Source organism: Shinella sp. JR1-6 (genome assembly GCF_004284735.1).
In the GTDB taxonomy this organism is placed as follows: domain Bacteria; phylum Pseudomonadota; class Alphaproteobacteria; order Rhizobiales; family Rhizobiaceae; genus Shinella.
Genome location: NZ_SHMI01000009.1, coordinates 134,287 through 149,966 on the forward strand (window position 1 = coordinate 134,287; position 15,680 = coordinate 149,966).

General features: G+C 63.4%; 17 protein-coding genes. 9 read left to right on the forward strand and 8 right to left on the reverse strand.

Annotated features, from left to right (window positions below; genetic code table 11):
• Positions 1 to 23: 23 nt before the first annotated feature.
• Positions 24 to 458, reverse strand: a complete 435-nt coding sequence (gene soxR, locus EXZ48_RS17575; RefSeq protein WP_272789817.1) for a redox-sensitive transcriptional activator SoxR — start codon at positions 456 to 458, stop codon at positions 24 to 26.
• Positions 459 to 556: 98 nt separating this feature from the next.
• On the opposite strand from soxR, the gene EXZ48_RS17580 reads away from it, so the two are divergent.
• Both EXZ48_RS17580 and EXZ48_RS17585 read left to right on the forward strand, forming a co-directional pair.
• Positions 557 to 1,129 (forward strand): NADPH-dependent FMN reductase, encoded by a 573-nt coding sequence (locus tag EXZ48_RS17580; protein WP_130517338.1) that lies wholly within the window; start codon positions 557 to 559, stop codon positions 1,127 to 1,129.
• The gene (locus EXZ48_RS17585; protein ID WP_130517340.1) at positions 1,126 to 2,334 is read left to right on the forward strand and encodes an MFS transporter; all 1,209 of its coding nucleotides are present in this window, start codon (positions 1,126 to 1,128) and stop codon (positions 2,332 to 2,334) included. The genes EXZ48_RS17580 and EXZ48_RS17585 overlap by 4 nt, the downstream gene beginning before the upstream one ends.
• A gap of 37 nt (positions 2,335 to 2,371) precedes the next feature.
• On the opposite strand, the gene EXZ48_RS17590 is transcribed toward EXZ48_RS17585, so the two are convergent.
• A complete protein-coding gene (locus tag EXZ48_RS17590; RefSeq protein WP_130517342.1) occupies positions 2,372 to 2,833 on the reverse strand; it encodes a tRNA (cytidine(34)-2'-O)-methyltransferase in 462 nt (153 codons plus the stop codon).
• A gap of 450 nt (positions 2,834 to 3,283) precedes the next feature.
• On the opposite strand from EXZ48_RS17590, the gene EXZ48_RS17595 reads away from it, so the two are divergent.
• The 6 genes from EXZ48_RS17595 (at position 3,284) to EXZ48_RS17620 (ending at position 10,824) form a co-directional block, all read left to right on the forward strand.
• Positions 3,284 to 5,137, forward strand: coding sequence for an ABC transporter ATP-binding protein (locus EXZ48_RS17595; RefSeq protein WP_024271238.1), 1,854 nt, complete (start codon positions 3,284 to 3,286; stop codon positions 5,135 to 5,137).
• Positions 5,138 to 5,265: 128 nt separating this feature from the next.
• Positions 5,266 to 7,134 carry an ABC transporter ATP-binding protein gene (locus EXZ48_RS17600; RefSeq protein WP_130517344.1) on the forward strand — a complete coding sequence of 623 codons (1,869 nt, stop codon included), beginning with the start codon at positions 5,266 to 5,268 and terminating at the stop codon, positions 7,132 to 7,134.
• A 263-nt stretch (positions 7,135 to 7,397) separates the two neighbouring features.
• On the forward strand, positions 7,398 to 7,976 hold the full coding sequence (gene petA, locus EXZ48_RS17605) for a ubiquinol-cytochrome c reductase iron-sulfur subunit (RefSeq protein WP_023515767.1): 579 nt from the start codon (positions 7,398 to 7,400) through the stop codon (positions 7,974 to 7,976).
• A gap of 14 nt (positions 7,977 to 7,990) precedes the next feature.
• Complete coding sequence (locus EXZ48_RS17610; protein WP_024271239.1) at positions 7,991 to 9,259, forward strand: cytochrome b N-terminal domain-containing protein; 1,269 nt, start codon at positions 7,991 to 7,993, stop codon at positions 9,257 to 9,259.
• Between the two features lie 27 nt (positions 9,260 to 9,286).
• A complete protein-coding gene (locus EXZ48_RS17615) occupies positions 9,287 to 10,174 on the forward strand; it encodes a cytochrome c1 (protein ID WP_050744235.1) in 888 nt (295 codons plus the stop codon).
• Between the two features lie 107 nt (positions 10,175 to 10,281).
• Positions 10,282 to 10,824 carry an adenine phosphoribosyltransferase gene (locus EXZ48_RS17620; RefSeq protein WP_023513604.1) on the forward strand — a complete coding sequence of 181 codons (543 nt, stop codon included), beginning with the start codon at positions 10,282 to 10,284 and terminating at the stop codon, positions 10,822 to 10,824.
• Positions 10,825 to 11,007: 183 nt separating this feature from the next.
• Here EXZ48_RS17620 and EXZ48_RS17625 read toward each other — a convergent pair whose 3' ends face one another.
• From EXZ48_RS17625 to ychF, 3 genes are all read right to left on the reverse strand, one after another.
• Positions 11,008 to 11,475 carry a MaoC family dehydratase gene (locus EXZ48_RS17625; RefSeq protein ID WP_130517346.1) on the reverse strand — a complete coding sequence of 156 codons (468 nt, stop codon included), beginning with the start codon at positions 11,473 to 11,475 and terminating at the stop codon, positions 11,008 to 11,010.
• Entirely contained in the window at positions 11,462 to 11,932 is a 471-nt protein-coding gene (locus tag EXZ48_RS17630) for a MaoC family dehydratase (RefSeq protein WP_130517348.1), read from the reverse strand. Before EXZ48_RS17630 ends, EXZ48_RS17625 begins: the two co-directional genes overlap by 14 nt.
• A 155-nt stretch (positions 11,933 to 12,087) precedes the next feature.
• Positions 12,088 to 13,191: a redox-regulated ATPase YchF gene (ychF, locus tag EXZ48_RS17635; RefSeq protein ID WP_023513607.1), complete on the reverse strand. Its 1,104-nt coding sequence runs from the start codon at positions 13,189 to 13,191 to the stop codon at positions 12,088 to 12,090.
• A gap of 158 nt (positions 13,192 to 13,349) precedes the next feature.
• Between ychF and clpS the strand changes: the two genes are divergently transcribed.
• The gene (gene clpS / locus EXZ48_RS17640; RefSeq protein WP_023513608.1) at positions 13,350 to 13,661 is read left to right on the forward strand and encodes an ATP-dependent Clp protease adapter ClpS; all 312 of its coding nucleotides are present in this window, start codon (positions 13,350 to 13,352) and stop codon (positions 13,659 to 13,661) included.
• Here the strand turns inward: clpS and EXZ48_RS17645 are convergent, their stop codons facing one another.
• The 3 genes from EXZ48_RS17645 to EXZ48_RS17655 form a co-directional block, all read right to left on the reverse strand.
• The gene (locus tag EXZ48_RS17645) at positions 13,662 to 14,120 is read right to left on the reverse strand and encodes a GNAT family N-acetyltransferase (protein WP_130517350.1); all 459 of its coding nucleotides are present in this window, start codon (positions 14,118 to 14,120) and stop codon (positions 13,662 to 13,664) included. It lies immediately after the preceding gene.
• Position 14,121: 1 nt separating this feature from the next.
• The gene (gene pth, locus EXZ48_RS17650; protein ID WP_130517352.1) at positions 14,122 to 14,838 is read right to left on the reverse strand and encodes an aminoacyl-tRNA hydrolase; all 717 of its coding nucleotides are present in this window, start codon (positions 14,836 to 14,838) and stop codon (positions 14,122 to 14,124) included.
• 71 nt (positions 14,839 to 14,909) lie between these two features.
• Entirely contained in the window at positions 14,910 to 15,659 is a 750-nt protein-coding gene (locus EXZ48_RS17655) for an ABC transporter substrate-binding protein (RefSeq protein ID WP_130517354.1), read from the reverse strand.
• Positions 15,660 to 15,680: the final 21 nt, after the last annotated feature.

The window sequence follows — 15,680 nt, forward strand, 5'->3', positions numbered from 1 at the left end:
ATGCGGTTGTGTCCCGCTGAAGATCAGGGCTCAAGCAGTCTCGGGCCCGGGCCTTCGGCCGCCAGTTCGTCCAGCGGGTTGCGCAACGGGCATTCCTGCAATGACAGGCAACCACAGCCGATGCAGCCGTCCAGCTGGTTGCGCAGCTTGGTGAGGCGGGCGATGCGCTCGTCGAGTTGGCCACGCCAGTTTTCCGAAAGCCTGCGCCAGTCGAGACCCGTCAATGGCCGGTCGTGCGGCAGCACCGACAGGGCCTCGGCAATCTCCGAAAGCGGAATGCCGGTGCGCTGCGCCACCTTGATCACCGCCACGCGGCGCAGGATGCCGCGTGGATAGCGCCGCTGGTTGCCACGGTTGCGCTGGCTGTGGATCAGCCCCTTCGCCTCATAAAAATGCAGGGTGGACACTGCGATCCCGCTGCGCTCGGCGACCTCGCCGACGCTGAGTTCCCGGGGCATTCCGCTCTTCGGACATTTTTCCGTCATCGCTGTTGACCTCAACTTAAGTTGAGGTTTTATACCAGCGGCTCCTAACTTTTCCAAGACGGAGCCGACGCATGACTGAAAGACTGACCATCGCCCTTATCTATGGCAGCGGCCGCGAAGGGCGCTTTGCCGATACGATCGCGGGATGGCTGGAGCCTGAGCTCTCCGCGCTTGGCTATCACGACATCATCCGTATCGATCCGGTGGAGCTGACCTTCACGCCGGGCGGTCTCGACGAGGCATCGGCCCAGCTGGTCGAAAGCCGTATCTCGCGGGCGGACGCTTTCCTGGTCGTCACGCCGGAATACAACCATGCCTACCCGGCCGCGCTGAAGGCGATCATCGACAGCTGCTTCCGCCCCTGGCATGCCAAGCCGATCGCCTTCGTCTCTTATGGCGGCGTCTCCGGCGGCCTGCGCGCCGTCGAGCAGCTTCGGCTGGTCTTTGCCGAGCTGCATGCGGTGGCGATCCGCGAGACGGTAAGCCTTGCCCATGCCTGGACGCAATTCGACCCGGTCGGCAATCCCTTCCGCCCCGGCCAGCTCAACGGCCAGCTCGCCGTCCTGATGAAACGCCTGATCTGGTGGGCCAACGCGCTGAAGGCGGCACGCATCGCAACCCGCTACGACGAGGTGGCCGCATGAAGCCAGAACACTATGCGGCAGCGGAGGTCGCGCGGTCTCCCGCCGAGACCCGGCGCAATGCGACGCTTCTCTTCATCGGCACGCTCACCATCATGTCCGGCGCGACGATTTCCGCGTCGCTGCCGGGCATCGCGGCGCGGTTTGCCGATGTGGAGAATGTCGCGCTGCTCAGCAGGCTGGTGCTGACGTTGCCGGCCGTGTTCATCGCGCTCTTCTCTCCGGCGGCCGGCTTCCTGGTGGATCGTTTCGGCCGCAAGCCGCTGCTCGTCGCCTCGCTTGCGCTGTTTGCCGGTGCCGGCGCCTCCGGGCTTTTCCTCGATACGCTGCCGGGGCTCCTCGCCGGACGCGCCGTGCTGGGTATCGCCGTCGGCGGCATCATGACGGCGACGACGGCGCTGGTCGGCGATTTCTTTCAGGGGGCGGCGCGCGATCGCTATATGGGCCTGCAACAGGCCTTTGTCGGTGTCGGTGGCACGATTTTCCTGACGGGCGGCGGGTTCCTTGCGGAGGTCCACTGGCGCGGGCCGTTTCTGATCTACACGGTGGCGATCCTGCTGGTGCCGGCGGCGCTTGCCTTCCTGCCGGAGCCGCGACGTGCACGGCCGGCGGGTGCCGCGGCGGGGGAGGGCCGGCTCGACGGGCGGGCGATAGCGCTGCTCGCCCTTTTGTTCCTGGCGGCGGCCGTCAACATGATCGCCTTCTACATGGTCCCGACGCAGCTACCCTTCTACCTCGAAGCGCTCGGCTTTGCCGCACCGAGCCTTGCCGGTGCGGCGATCGGCGCGGGGCAGCTCGTCGGCGTGGTGAGCGCGCTCGCCTTCGCGCCCCTCCGGCGCCAGCTCGGCATCATGGGCGTCTTCGGCCTCGGCTTCGTTTCGGCCGGTCTTTCCTTCCTCCTGCTCTCGACGGCGGAAAGTTATGTCAGCGTGCTCGTCGCCATGGCCGTCTCCGGTGTCTGCATGGGCACGATCATGCCGAACTTCGCGGCCGCGGCGATGCTGCTTGCCCCTCCGGCCCGCCGCGGCCGCGTCTCCGGTCTCCTGGTTTCCAGCATCTTTGCCGGCCAGTTCCTGTCGCCCATCGTCTCGCAGCCGCTGATTGCCGCATCGGGTTACGCTGGCGCCTATGCCCTTGTCGGTGCCGTCGTGCTGGTCTTCGGCATCGTGGCCTTCGCCCTGCGCTGGGTGTGGCCGGGCGATGGCTAAGGCGTTTTGGCGACCCCTGGAAAGGGGGTACGTTCGGTCAGGCGAAGCCCGTCTGGCGCAGCGCCTCGCCACAGATCATTGCGGCCGAGAGCGCGATATTGATGGAGCGTTGCCCCTCGACCATGGGAATGAGCACGCGTCCATCCGCCCTGTCATGGACGTGATCGGGAACGCCGGCGCTTTCCCGGCCGAACAGCAGGATGTCCGTCGGCTGGTAGGCGAAGTCCGTATAGCGCCCGGCGGCCTTGGTGGAGGCGAGCACCAGGCGGCGGCCGCTCTCTGCCCGCCACGCCTCGTATCGCTCCCAGTTGACATGTCGTGTCAGCGTCACGGCGGCAAGATAATCCATGCCGGCACGCTTGAGGCTGCGGTCGGAAATATCGAAGCCGGCCGGCTCGATGAGGTCGACCGAAAGGCCAAGGCAGGCGGCGAACCGCAGGATCGTGCCGGTATTGCCGGCAATGTCGGGCTGGTAAAGGGCGATGCGGAGTGCGGACATGCGGTTTCGCCTACAGCAATTCCGGCCGGGGTGAGAAGCGGTTTGTCTTCAAAATTGCGAAAAGACAAGAAGGGCGTGCCATCCCGCCTCGCGGCGAAAAGCGGCAGAGGGGGCGCCCGGATGTGGCGACACGGCAACAGAATTGGCCGGAAAGACGAAATTGCGACAAAGTGGCTGGCAAATTGCGGCGTTTCGGGTTAACCAGAGCCATCTTCAACGCGAGAAAAGGGAGGACCACTATGGATACCATGTATCGACCACGCCTCCCGGCTGGAATCACGCCTCTTCTCGCGTAGGCGTTTCGCCACCAAGATTCCCTTCGTTTCTTCTTTTTACTTCGTCGTGTGACGCTTTTCGTCGCCCCACGGCAATCCTACCGGAACCCCGTTCCTGACCGCGCTCATTTTGCGCCGTCCGCGCCGGTTCCGTCTTTCTATTACGGAGAAAGCCATGTTCGGCTGGTTCGAAAGACGTTTGAATCCCTATCCTTCCGAGGCGCCCTCGCTGCCTCCGAAGGGCCTTTTCGCCTTCCTTTGGCACTATACGCGCCCGGCTGCGCCGTGGCTTGCGCTGCTCGGCTTCTGCTCCATGGTGCTCGGCATTGCGGAAGTCGTGCTGTTCCAGTTCCTCGGCAGTATCGTCGACTGGCTTTCGGCCGGTGACAAGACGACGTTCCTTGCCCGCGAGGGCGACACGCTGGTCTGGATGGCGGTCCTGCTGCTCGTCGTCATCCCGGGGTTTGGCGCGCTGCACACCATGACCATGCACCAGGCGCTCGCGGGCAATTTCCCGATGATCGCCCGCTGGCAGATGCATCGCTACCTGATCCGCCAGAGCATGACCTTCTTCTCCAACGAGTTCGCCGGCCGCGTGTCGACGAAGGTGATGCAGACGGCGCTTGCGGTGCGTGAAGCCGTCATGAAGATCATCGACGTCTTCATCTACGTGGTGAGCTACTTCATCTCGATGATCGCGATCATCGCCGCGGCGGACCTGCGTCTGGTCGTGCCGCTGCTCGTGTGGTTCGTCGCCTATGTCAGTATCCTGCGCTATTTCGTGCCGAAGCTGATGGTGATCTCGCGCGAGCAGGCCGACGCGCGTTCGATGATGACGGGCCGGATCGTCGACAGCTACACCAACATCGCGACGGTCAAGCTGTTCTCGCATGCCGGGCGGGAGGAGAGCTATGCCCGTGAAGGCATGGACGAATTCCTGCAGACCGTTCACAAGCAGATGCGGCTGATCACCCTGTTCAACATCCTGATCGACATCAACAATGTCGTCACGATGTTCTTTACGGCGGGCATCGGCATCTACTTCTGGATGACGGGCGATGTCTCCGTCGGCGCGGTGGCAGTCGCCATCGGTCTCGTCATGCGCATCAACGGCATGTCGCAGTGGGTGATGTGGGAAGTGACCGCGCTCTTCGAGAACATCGGCACGGTCTATGATGGCATGGGCATGATGACGCGTCCGCACGACATCAAGGATGCGCCGCAGGCGCCCGCTTTGCCTGCCGCCAAGGGCGCGATCAACTTCGACCATGTCCGCTTCCACTACGGCAAGAACAAGGGTGTGATCGAGGATCTGTCGCTGTCGATCGGGGCGGGGGAGAAGGTCGGCCTTGTCGGCCGCTCCGGCGCAGGCAAGACGACGCTGATGAACGTGCTGCTGCGGTTCTACGACCTCGAATCCGGCAGGATCACCATCGATGGCAAGGATGTCGCCACGGTGACGCAGGACAGCCTGCGTTCCCAGATCGGCGTGGTCACGCAGGACACCTCCCTGCTGCACCGCTCGATCCGTGACAACATCGCCTACGGCAAGCCGGACGCTGACGACGCCGAGATCATCGAGGCAGCCAAGCGCGCCAATGCCTGGGACTTCATCGAAGGCCTCACCGACCAGCAGGGGCGCACGGGCCTCGATGCCCAGGTCGGCGAGCGCGGTGTCAAGCTCTCCGGTGGCCAGCGCCAGCGTATCGCGATCGCCCGCGTCTTCCTGAAGGACGCGCCGATCCTGGTGCTGGACGAGGCGACCTCGGCGCTCGATTCGGAAGTCGAGGCGGCGATCCAGGAAAACCTCTTCGCTCTCATGCAGGGCAAGACGGTGATCGCGATCGCCCATCGCTTGTCGACGCTGACGGAGATGGACCGCCTCATCGTGCTCGACAAGGGCCGTCTCCACGAGACCGGCACCCATGCCGAACTCGTCGCCATGGGCGGCATCTATGCCGACCTCTGGACCCGCCAGTCCGGCGGCTTCATCGCCGACGACGCCGAGGCGGAAGCGGCGGCGGAATAGTCGGGCAGAAGGCACCCCTTTCCAGCAGAAGGGGTGCCTTCCTCAAGCGAGCAATCTTCGCACGCGATGCCTTTCCACCTTTCCAATCTTTAATTTGTCGCCCGTCAAAAACCGCCTATATCGATGGCATGATCTTCCGCCCGCTCTTCTCCTGGTTCGAGAACTGGATTCAGCCCTTCGCGCGGCGGGATGATCTTCGTCCGCCGCAGGGGCTTCTCGCCTTCATCTGGTTCTATGTTGGCCAGGCCAAGGCTCCGTTTGCGGCAATGCTGGTGCTCGGCGGCGTGACCGCGGGCATCGAGGCGGCGACCTTCTGGTTCGTCGGGCGGCTGGTCGATATCCTGGCGACGGTGAAGCCGGGAGACGGGTGGGGCGGGCTTATGGCCGCGCACGGGCCGGAGCTTCTGCTGATGCTCGGCCTCATCGGCCTCGTTCGCTTCGTGATCACCTTTCTCACTGCGCTCGTCGACCAGCAGGTCATCACGCCCGGCTTTTACAATCTCGTGCGCTGGCAGTCCTATGTGCATGTCGCGCGACAGTCGCTGTCGTTCTTCCAGAACGATTTTTCCGGGCGCATCGTCACGAAGGTCTGGTCGGCGGGGCAGGCGACCGGCGACGTCATCACCTCCTTCATGGAAAGTGTCTGGTTCGTGACGATCTACACGGCCTCGACGCTGGTGCTGCTCGGCGGGCTCGACTGGCGGCTTGCCGCCGTGCTCGGCGTGTGGCTCGTGGTGTTTTCCGTGCTGGCACGCTATTTCGTGCCGCGCATCCGCGAGCATTCGCGCCAGACCGCCGAGGCCGCGTCGATGCTGAGCGGCCGTATGGTGGATGCCTATTCCAACATCCAGACGCTCAAATTGTTCGGCCGCGACGAGGCGAACGACCGCTATATGCGCAGTGGTTTCGATACTTTCCAGAGGACGACGCTTGATTTCACGCGCTTCCTGACAGGCGTGCGTGCCTCGATGGCCTTCGTCTCCGGCCTGATGATCGTCGCCATGGCCGTGCTCTCCATCCATCTTTGGCTTGGCGGCGTTGCCAGTTCCGGGGCCGTCGCCTTTACCATGGCGCTGGTGCTGCGGCTGAATTTCCTGCTCAATCGCCTGATGACGCAGCTCAACAGCATCATGCGCAATATCGGCACGATCCAGAACTCGGCCGATCTCATCTCCCAGCCGATCGGCCTTGTCGACAAGCCGGATGCGATGGAAATGAAGGTCGTGCGCCCGGACATCCGCTTTGAAGCCATCCGCTTCCACTATGGCCGCAAGTCCGGCGTCATCGACGACCTGACGCTGTCGATCCGGCCCGGCGAGAAGGTCGGCATCGTCGGCCGGTCCGGTGCCGGCAAGTCGACGCTGGTCAATCTCCTGTTGCGCTTCTACGATCTTGAGGGCGGGCGCATTCTCGTCGGTGGGCAGGATATCGCCACCGTCACGCAGGAGAGCCTGCGCGCCAATATCGGCATGGTCAGCCAGGATACCGCGCTCTTGCACCGCTCGATCCGCGACAACATCCTCTTCGGCAATCCCGACGCCAGCGAGGACGAGATGATCGAGGCGGCGCGAAAGGCCGAGGCGCATGATTTCATCCTCACGCTGGAAGACCAGCGTGGGCGCAAGGGGTACGATGCCCATGTCGGCGAGCGCGGCGTCAAGCTTTCAGGTGGTCAGCGCCAGCGTATCGCCATTGCCCGCGTCATGCTGAAGGATGCACCGATCCTCGTGCTCGATGAGGCGACCTCGGCGCTCGATAGCGAAGTCGAGGCGGCGATCCAGTCGAACCTCGAGCGGCTGATGCGCGGCAAGACCGTGCTCGCCATCGCGCACCGCCTCTCCACCATCGCCGCGCTCGACCGGCTGATCGTCATGGATCGCGGCCATATCGTGGAGGAGGGGACCCATGCGGAACTCGTCGCGCGCGGTGGTCTCTATGCGGATCTCTGGTCGCGCCAGTCGGGCGGTTTTCTCGGCCATGAGGAAGCGGCGCAATAGAGCCGCAGGGCGTCGTCCTTCGCATGCTTTTTGAGCCGGGAAGCGCTGGAGGTTCAAGGCGATGCCTGCGCCTTGTCAAGATGCTCCGTTTTTCCCGCGACAATGTGCCCACCTCCCCTTGCCAAGGCTGGACATAATTTGCGATCAAGCATAGAACGCGCCGGATTGACGGGGAATCTATGGCCGTATTGTGTCCGGATTTGACCGGTTTCCAAGGGGCGTGGCGGGTTTCCGCAGACTTTGCGTGAGAGGATGGTTTAGCCGTGAGCGAACACGAGACATCAAGCGAATCCCTGGGCGAGCCCACTCGCCGCGATTTCCTTTACCTGACCACCGGGATGGCTGGCGTCGTGGGCGGCGTTGCGGTTGCCTGGCCGTTTATCGACCAGATGCGTCCGGATGCGTCGACGCTGGCGCTTGGCGCCATCGATGTCGATGTCTCCAGCGTGACCCCTGGCATGTCCTTGACCGTCAAATGGCGCGGCAAGCCGGTCTTCATCCGCAACCGCACGGACAAGGAAGTCGAAGAGGCCAAGGCCGTTCAGCTTTCCGACCTCAAGGACGCTGTTGCCCGTAACGCCAACATTGCTGCCGACGCCCAGGCGACGGACCTCGACCGCTCGGCGGGCGTGGGCAAGGAAAACTGGATCATCATGGTTGGTGTCTGTACCCACCTCGGCTGTATTCCGCTCGGCCAGGCCGGCGATTTCGGCGGCTGGTTCTGTCCCTGCCATGGTTCTCACTACGATACCGCTGGTCGTATTCGTAAGGGTCCGGCCCCTGAGAACCTTGCTGTGCCGACCTTCTCGTTCGTATCCGACACAGTCATCAAGATCGGTTGAGGGGACACCTGATAATGAGTGCTGAACATTCCACCTACCAGCCGACGACTGGCATCGAAAAATGGGTCGATTCGCGCCTGCCTCTGCCGCGCATGATCCATGACAGCTTCGTGTCCTACCCGGTTCCGCGCAACCTGAACTATGCCTACACCTTCGGCGCCATGTTGTCGGTGATGCTCATCGTGCAGATCCTGACCGGTATCGTGCTGGCCATGCACTATGCCGCCGAAACCTCCGTCGCGTTCAACTCCGTCGAGAAGATCATGCGCGACGTGAACCACGGCTGGCTGCTGCGCTACATGCACGCCAACGGCGCGTCCTTCTTCTTCATCGCGGTCTATCTCCACATCGCCCGCGGCCTCTACTACGGCTCCTACAAGGCGCCGCGCGAAATCCTCTGGATCCTCGGCGTGGTCATCTATCTCCTGATGATGGCGACCGGCTTCATGGGCTACGTTCTGCCCTGGGGTCAGATGTCCTTCTGGGGCGCGACCGTTATCACCGGCTTCTTCTCGGCCTTCCCGTGGGTCGGCGAGTGGATCCAGCAGTTCCTGCTCGGCGGCTTCGCGGTCGACAATCCGACGCTGAACCGCTTCTTCGCGCTGCACTACCTGCTGCCGTTCATGATCGCCGGCGTCGTCGTCCTGCACGTCTGGGCGCTGCACGTCACCGGCCAGACGAACCCGACCGGTGTCGAAGTGAAGTCCAAGACCGACACGGTCGCCTTCACGCCCTATGCGACGCTGAAGGACGCCCTTGGCGTTTCGGTCTTCCTGATCGTCTTCGCCTGGTTCATCTTCTACATGCCGAACTATCTCGGCCACCCGGACAACTATATCCCGGCCGATCCGCTGAAGACCCCGCCCCACATCGTTCCGGAATGGTACTACCTGCCGTTCTACGCGATGCTGCGCGCCATCACCTTCAACATCGGCCCGATCGACTCCAAGCTTGGCGGCGTCCTCGTGATGTTCGGCGCGATCATCGTGCTGTTCTTCCTGCCCTGGCTCGATACGTCCAAGGTCCGTTCGGCTGTCTACCGCCCGTGGTACAAGCTGTTCTTCTGGATCTTCGTGGCGAATGCCATCCTGCTCGGTTGGCTTGGCGCCATGCCGGCGGAAGGCATCTACGTCATCCTCTCGCAGCTCGGTACGCTCTACTACTTTGGCTTCTTCCTCGTCCTCATGCCGATCCTCGGCCTGATCGAGACCCCGAAGCGCATTCCGAATTCGATCACGGAAGCGGTTCTGGAAAAGAAGAACGCCAAGGCGGCCAAGGCCTGATAGCGAGCGACGAAAGGAACCATGACAATGAAAAAGCTTGTTGCAGGCATTCTGTCGCTCGCACTCGTCGCCGGTCTCGGCGTCTCCTTCGCCACGGCGGAAGAGGCAGCGCCCGCCGGTGGTGCCGAAGCGGAACACGCCGCCAGTGCCACACCCCACTACCCGATCCACAAGCCCAAGCAGCAGGAATGGTCCTTCGCCGGCCCGTTCGGCAAGTATGACAAGGGCCAGCTCCAGCGCGGCCTGAAGGTCTATACCGAAGTCTGTTCTGCCTGCCATTCGATGAGCCTCGTCTCCTTCCGCACGCTGGAAGGCCTCGGCTACTCGGAAGCCCAGGTGAAGGCTTTTGCAGCGAACTACGAAGTGCAGGACGGCCCGAACAGCGACGGTGAGATGTTCACCCGCAAGGCTGTGCCGGCCGACTACTTCCCGTCGCCCTACGCCAACCACGAGGCGGCTGCCGCTTCGAACAACGGCGCCGCTCCGCCGGACTTCTCGCTGATCGCCAAGGCACGCGGCATCACCCGCGGCTTCCCGCAGTTCGTCTTCGACATCTTCACCCAGTATCAGGAAGGTGGCCCGGACTACATCTACTCGCTGCTGACGGGGTACGATGAAGAGAAGCCGGCGCATATCGAAGTCGGCGAAGGCACGCACTACAACCCGTACTTCGCAAACGCTGCAGCGCTCGCCATGGCAAAGCCGATCTCCGACGACCAGGTCACCTATGACGACGGTTCGCCGCAGACGGTCGACCAGTATGCGCATGACGTCTCCGCCTTCCTGATGTGGGCCGCAGAGCCGCACCTGGAAGAGCGCAAGCGTACCGGCTTCATGGTCATGGTTTTCCTGGTGATCTTCACCGGCCTGATCTACCTGACGAAGAAGTCGGTCTACGCGAACAAGGAAAGCTGAGCGGCTCCGTCGCTCTGTCGAAAGGCGGCCTTCGGGCCGCCTTTTTTGTTGTGAGGGACTGCGGCACCTGCAATAACCGGAGAAAGCCCTCCGCAGTCGGAATTCCCATGTCTACACTCGAAAACGAACTCGTCGCCGCGATCCGCAACATCCCGGACTATCCCAAGCCCGGCGTGATGTTCCGCGACATCACCACGCTCCTCGGCAATCCGCGCGCCTTCCGCCGTGCGGTGGATGAGCTGGTGCATCCCTATGCGGGCATCGGCGTCGCCAAGGTCGCCGGCATCGAGGCGCGCGGTTTCATCCTCGGTGGCGCGATGGCGCACCAGCTGTCGACGGGCTTCGTGCCGATCCGCAAGAAGGGCAAGCTGCCGCACGAGACCGTGCGCATTGCCTACAGCCTGGAATATGGCGTGGACGAGATGGAGATGCACAAGGACGCCATCAAGCCGGGGGAGAAGGTCATCCTCATCGACGACCTGATTGCGACCGGCGGCACGGCGGAGGCTGCGGTGAAGCTGCTGCGCCAGATCGGCGCGGATATCGTCGCGGCCTGTTTCGTCATCGACCTGCCGGAACTCGGCGGGCGCAAGAAGCTCGAAGCGCTCGGCGTGGAAGTGCGCACGCTGGTGGCGTTCGACGGGCATTGAAGGCAGCTGCCGGCTGTCTGAGGTGGCGTGTCGCTCCTTATCCGGCCTGCCGGCCACCTTCTCCCCGCACGCCGGGCGAAGGGATAGGCCGTGCCGGTTTCCCAACTGACGCTGTTTGTGGAGCACATCCCCTCTCCCCGCTGCGGGGAGAGGGTCAGGGTGAGGGCAAAGCGAACGGGCGGTTCAGACGAATTCCAGAACCGTGCTCTCGAAGCGAATGACCGGTTCGCCGTTCTGGTTCCTTCCCGCGCACAGGATCGTATTGATCAGCCGGCCCGGCCGTGAGGCGAGTTCGCGCGAGGCGGTCAGGGTCACCGAGTAGGTGATCGTGTCACCGGCAAAGACCGGCTTCAGCCAGCGCAGGTTCGTGAAGCCGGGGGAGGGGCCGAGGTTTGGGGGCGTGATGCCCTCGCGGGCGAGGCGTTTGCATTCGTCCGCCCAGAACGGCACGAAGCATTTCATCCAGCCGGCGGAGGAATGCCAGCCGGAAGCGCAGAGGCCACCGAAAAGCGCCTGCTTGGCCAGCTCCGCGTCGAGATGGAAGGGTTGCGGGTCGAAATCCCCTGCGAAGCGGATGATGTCTTCCGCCGTGAAGGTGAGGTTGCCGATTTCGACTGCCTCGCCGAAGGCATAGAGCTCAGCCATGCGCATGGTCGGCTTCCTTTCCGGCAAGGCGCATCATGTTGATGTATTCGCAAAGGGTGACCGTTTCGCCGCGCTGGTTCGTCACCGTGGCGCGCATGCGCACGATGCCGATTTCGGGGCGCGAGCGTGAGGTGCGGGCATCGAGCACTTCGCAGTGGCCGCCGAGCGTATCGCCTGCCAGCACCGGGCGCTTCCATTCCATCAGGTCGACGCCGGGCGAGCCTTCCGAGGTGGAGCCGTCGATATAGGCTTCAAAGAGCATGCGCATCATCACGGCGCTGGTGTGCCAGCCGGAGGCGGCAAGGCCGCCGAGAATGCTTGCGCGACCGGCGGCCTCGTCCATGTGCATCGGCTGGGGATCGAATTCCGTCGCGAAGGCGACGATCTCGGTTGCCGTGAGCGTGCGCTTCGTGAAGTCGAAGCGCCGGCCCGGCGTGAAGTCTTCAAAGGTGTAGTTGGCCACGTCGCGATCCGTTCTGTTGCGAGGGGACAATGGCGAGGGTGTCCGGCTTTTGCAAGCGCCGGCGGAATTGGCGGGACGCCATGTCCTTCAAGCGCAAAGAAAAACCGCCGCCCCAGCCGGGGACGGCGGTCTCGAATGGAGGCTGTCGGGTCGTCTTACGTGTTGAAGCGGAAGTGAATGACGTCGCCGTCCTGCACCACGTATTCCTTGCCTTCGTCACGGCCCTTGCCGGCCTCCTTTGCGCCGACTTCGCCCTTGTAGGCGATGTAGTCGTCATAGGAGATGGTGAAGGCACGGATGAAGCCGCGTTCGAAATCCGTATGGATGACGCCGGCCGCCTGCGGGGCCTTGGTGCCGCGCACGATGGTCCAGGCGCGGGTTTCCTTGGGGCCGACGGTGAAATAGGTGATAAGGTCGAGCAGGTGGTAGCCGGCGCGGATCAGCCGGTCGAGACCCGCTTCCTCAAGGCCGAGCGCGGAGAGGAATTCGGCGGCTTCCTCTTCCGGAAGCTGGGCGACCTCGGATTCGATCGCTGCCGAGATGATGACGCATTCGGCGCCCTGTTCCTTCGCCATGGCGGCGACGGCTTCGGTGTGCGTGTTGCCGGTCGAGGCATCGGCCTCCGCGACGTTGCAGACATAGAGAACCGGGTGGGAGGTGAGGAGGTTGAGGCCCTTCAGAACCTCGATTTCCTCGGGCGCCAGCGTCTTCAGGAGCAGGCGGGCCGGCTTGCCTTCGTTGAGCAGCTTCACCACGGCTTCCATGATCGGCAGCTGCGCGAGGGACTCCTTGTCCTTGCCGGTGGCGCGCTTGCGGGTCTGTTCGACGCGGCGTTCCAGGCTTTCGAGGTCGGCGAGCATCAGCTCGGTCTCGATCGTGTCGGCATCGCCGACCGGGTTGATGCGGCCCTCGACGTGGGTGATGTCGTCATCCTCGAAGCAGCGTAGCACATGCACGACGGCATCGACTTCACGGATGTTGGCGAGAAACTTGTTGCCGAGGCCTTCACCCTTCGAGGCGCCGCGCACGAGGCCGGCGATGTCGACGAAGGAGATGCGGGTGGGGATGATTTCTTTGGAACCGGCGATGGTGGCGAGCGCCTTCATGCGCGGATCGGGAACAGCCACTTCGCCGGTGTTCGGCTCGATGGTGCAGAAGGGGTAGTTTGCCGCCTGGGCGGCGGCCGTCTTGGTCAGCGCGTTGAAGAGGGTCGACTTGCCGACATTCGGCAGACCGACGATACCGCATTTGAAACCCATGGAAGTGGTCCATTCGTCTTAAGAAAATCGTTGCCCTCGCTATGGGGGATGGCGGGGGCAGGGTCAAGGCCTTCGGCCATGCAGGGCCTTGAAGTCGCCTCTCCTGCGGTGCACAATGGGGCTCACACCGCTCGGAGCCGGAATACGAGGAGCTTCCCATGAGCAATGGTGACACGACCCTCACCCCGAAAACCGTGACGGAGCCGAAGCTGGAGCGCCCGAAGCTCTACAAGGTCATTCTCGTCAACGACGACTACACGCCGCGCGAATTCGTGACGCTGGTGCTGAAGGCCGTCTTCCGCATGGCGGAGGAGACGAGCTATCGCGTCATGATGACCGCACACAAGATGGGCACGGCGGTGGTGGTCGTCTGCGCCCGCGACATTGCCGAGACCAAGGCGAAGGAAGCGACGGACCTTGCCAAGGAGGCAGGCTTCCCGCTGCTCTTCCAGACCGAGCCGGAGGAGTAGTCAATTCGGTGTGGGACGGCGGATCTGGAAGCCGGTCTTGTCCTGCCGGAAGCCGCAGCTCGTGTAGAAGGCATGGGCTTCGCTGTCGCCCCGGCCCGTCAGCAGCATGACCTTGTAGCAGCCGGCCGCCCAGGCCGTATCGATCGCATGCCGGATGACGGCACGGCCGAGGCCCCGCCGGCGGGCGGTGTGGTGGGTGACGACGTTCTCGATCAGCGCATAGGGGGCGCCGCCCCGGGTGAGGTTCGGCACGATGACGAGCGTGCAGGAGGCGAGCGGCTTTTGCCTGTCCGCGGCGACGAAGATCGTCATGCCGGGCTGGGCGAGGATTGCGGCGAAGCGATCATGCGCCGTTGCCGCATCCAGCGGCGGATCGGCAGGATTGAGTTCGGCATAGAGCGCGAGCAGCCCCGGAAGATCGCCCGGTTCTGCGGGGCGCAGGCCCACGTCCGCAGCCATCCTAGTCGCCCTTGTTGCCGAGCAGTTTCTTCAGCATCTCCGCCATCGGCCCGGTCGTCGGCAGGATCTTCGGCTGGGCGTGGTTGCGCGCCTGGCGGATATGGGACTGGCCGGCCGGTTTCTGTGCGGGCGTCTTTTCCGCTTCCGGCTTGCTGCCGGTGGCGAGCGCCAGCTTGTTCATCAGCTGCGAATCCTCTCCCCGCACCAGCATGTCGGCATTGAGGGCGAGCTCGTCGAGCAGCGGGTCGAGCCAGCTATGGTCGACCTTGGCGAAATCGCCGAGCACATGGTTGGTGACGAGTTCCTTGGCGCCCGGATGACCGATGCCGAGGCGCAGGCGCCGATAGTCCCTGCCGCAATGGGCGTCGATCGACTTGATGCCGTTGTGCCCGCCATGGCCGCCGCCGACCTTGATGCGCACCTTGCCCGGCGCAAGATCCAGTTCGTCGTAGATCGCGACGATGTCCTTCGGCGCCAGCTTGTAGAAGCGCATGGCCTCACCGACGGATTCGCCCGACAGGTTCATGAAGGTCTGCGGCTTGACGAGCAGCACCTTCTCGCCGGCAAGCTCGCCTTCGGAGATTTCTGCCTTGAACTTCTTCGACCAGGGCGAGAAGGGGTTCTTGCGGTGGATCGCATCCAGCGCCATGAACCCGATATTGTGGCGGTTGCCCGCATATTTTGTGCCCGGATTGCCGAGCCCCGCGATGATCTGCATGGAATGGTCCGCAAAATGGATCTGTCCGGCTTTCACCACCGCGAAAGCGACCGGAAGTCAACCGTCCGCATTCATTTCTTCGCGCCGCCATCGGCCGTGCGCGGATTCGGCGGCAGGCCGTAGGCTGTGTAGATGCGGTCCTGCTCACCGCTGACGATGAGCTGGTCGAGCGCCGCCTGCAGCCGCTTGATAAGCGCGGGTGGGGTCTGCTTGTGGCAGGCGAGGCCATAAATCTGGCCGGCCATCAGCATGGCCTTTTCAACCGGCTGGCCCTGGTTGATGAGGTTCTCATAGGTCTTGATCGAGGTCGGCATCAGGTCGATGCGGCCGGAGAGCAGCTTGCGCACCGAAATGTCGATGTCCGCTGCAAGGTCGATCTCTTTAAAACCGAGGCCCTCCAGCGCTTCGACGGCAAAATCGCCACGCTGCGAGCCGACCTTCATGGCAAGCGCGTCCTGCAGGTTTGCCGGCCCCTTGCTGCCATCCTTGCGCTTCAGCAGCACCATTTCGTCTTTCAGTAGCGGATTGACCCAGGCGAAGCGATCGGCGCGCTCCCGGTTGTAGCCAGTCGTGAAGACGCAGTTCATCGGCTGGCTTTCGGCCATCGCGAAGGCACGAGCCCAGGGCATGATCTCGATCGTGTAGTCGACGCCGGCGGCCTTTGCCATTGCCTCGACCTGCTCGACCGCGATGCCGGTGATCTTGCCGTCCTTGGAATAGTTGAAGGGTGCGTATTCCTCCGTCACGAAATGCAGCGTTTCGGCGAGCGGCGCTGAAAAGGGGGCGAGCGACAGGCAAAGCGTCAAAAGCAGCGTCTTCATCGTCTCGTCCTCAGTCTTTCA

Bases quoted from the DNA above. Each gene is read 5' to 3' on its own strand.
- soxR (WP_272789817.1), bottom strand. From the start codon at position 458: ATGCCCCGGGAACTCAGCGTCGGCGAGGTCGCCGAGCGCAGCGGGATC.
- EXZ48_RS17580 (WP_130517338.1), top strand. From the start codon at position 557: ATGACTGAAAGACTGACCATCGCCCTTATCTATGGCAGCGGCCGCGAA.
- EXZ48_RS17585 (WP_130517340.1), top strand. From the start codon at position 1,126: ATGAAGCCAGAACACTATGCGGCAGCGGAGGTCGCGCGGTCTCCCGCC.
- EXZ48_RS17590 (WP_130517342.1), bottom strand. From the start codon at position 2,833: ATGTCCGCACTCCGCATCGCCCTTTACCAGCCCGACATTGCCGGCAAT.
- EXZ48_RS17595 (WP_024271238.1), top strand. From the start codon at position 3,284: ATGTTCGGCTGGTTCGAAAGACGTTTGAATCCCTATCCTTCCGAGGCG.
- EXZ48_RS17600 (WP_130517344.1), top strand. From the start codon at position 5,266: ATGATCTTCCGCCCGCTCTTCTCCTGGTTCGAGAACTGGATTCAGCCC.
- EXZ48_RS17610 (WP_024271239.1), top strand. From the start codon at position 7,991: ATGAGTGCTGAACATTCCACCTACCAGCCGACGACTGGCATCGAAAAA.
- EXZ48_RS17615 (WP_050744235.1), top strand. From the start codon at position 9,287: ATGAAAAAGCTTGTTGCAGGCATTCTGTCGCTCGCACTCGTCGCCGGT.
- EXZ48_RS17620 (WP_023513604.1), top strand. From the start codon at position 10,282: ATGTCTACACTCGAAAACGAACTCGTCGCCGCGATCCGCAACATCCCG.
- EXZ48_RS17625 (WP_130517346.1), bottom strand. From the start codon at position 11,475: ATGCGCATGGCTGAGCTCTATGCCTTCGGCGAGGCAGTCGAAATCGGC.
- ychF (WP_023513607.1), bottom strand. From the start codon at position 13,191: ATGGGTTTCAAATGCGGTATCGTCGGTCTGCCGAATGTCGGCAAGTCG.
- clpS (WP_023513608.1), top strand. From the start codon at position 13,350: ATGAGCAATGGTGACACGACCCTCACCCCGAAAACCGTGACGGAGCCG.
- EXZ48_RS17645 (WP_130517350.1), bottom strand. From the start codon at position 14,120: ATGGCTGCGGACGTGGGCCTGCGCCCCGCAGAACCGGGCGATCTTCCG.
- pth (WP_130517352.1), bottom strand. From the start codon at position 14,838: ATGCAGATCATCGCGGGGCTCGGCAATCCGGGCACAAAATATGCGGGC.
- EXZ48_RS17655 (WP_130517354.1), bottom strand. From the start codon at position 15,659: ATGAAGACGCTGCTTTTGACGCTTTGCCTGTCGCTCGCCCCCTTTTCA.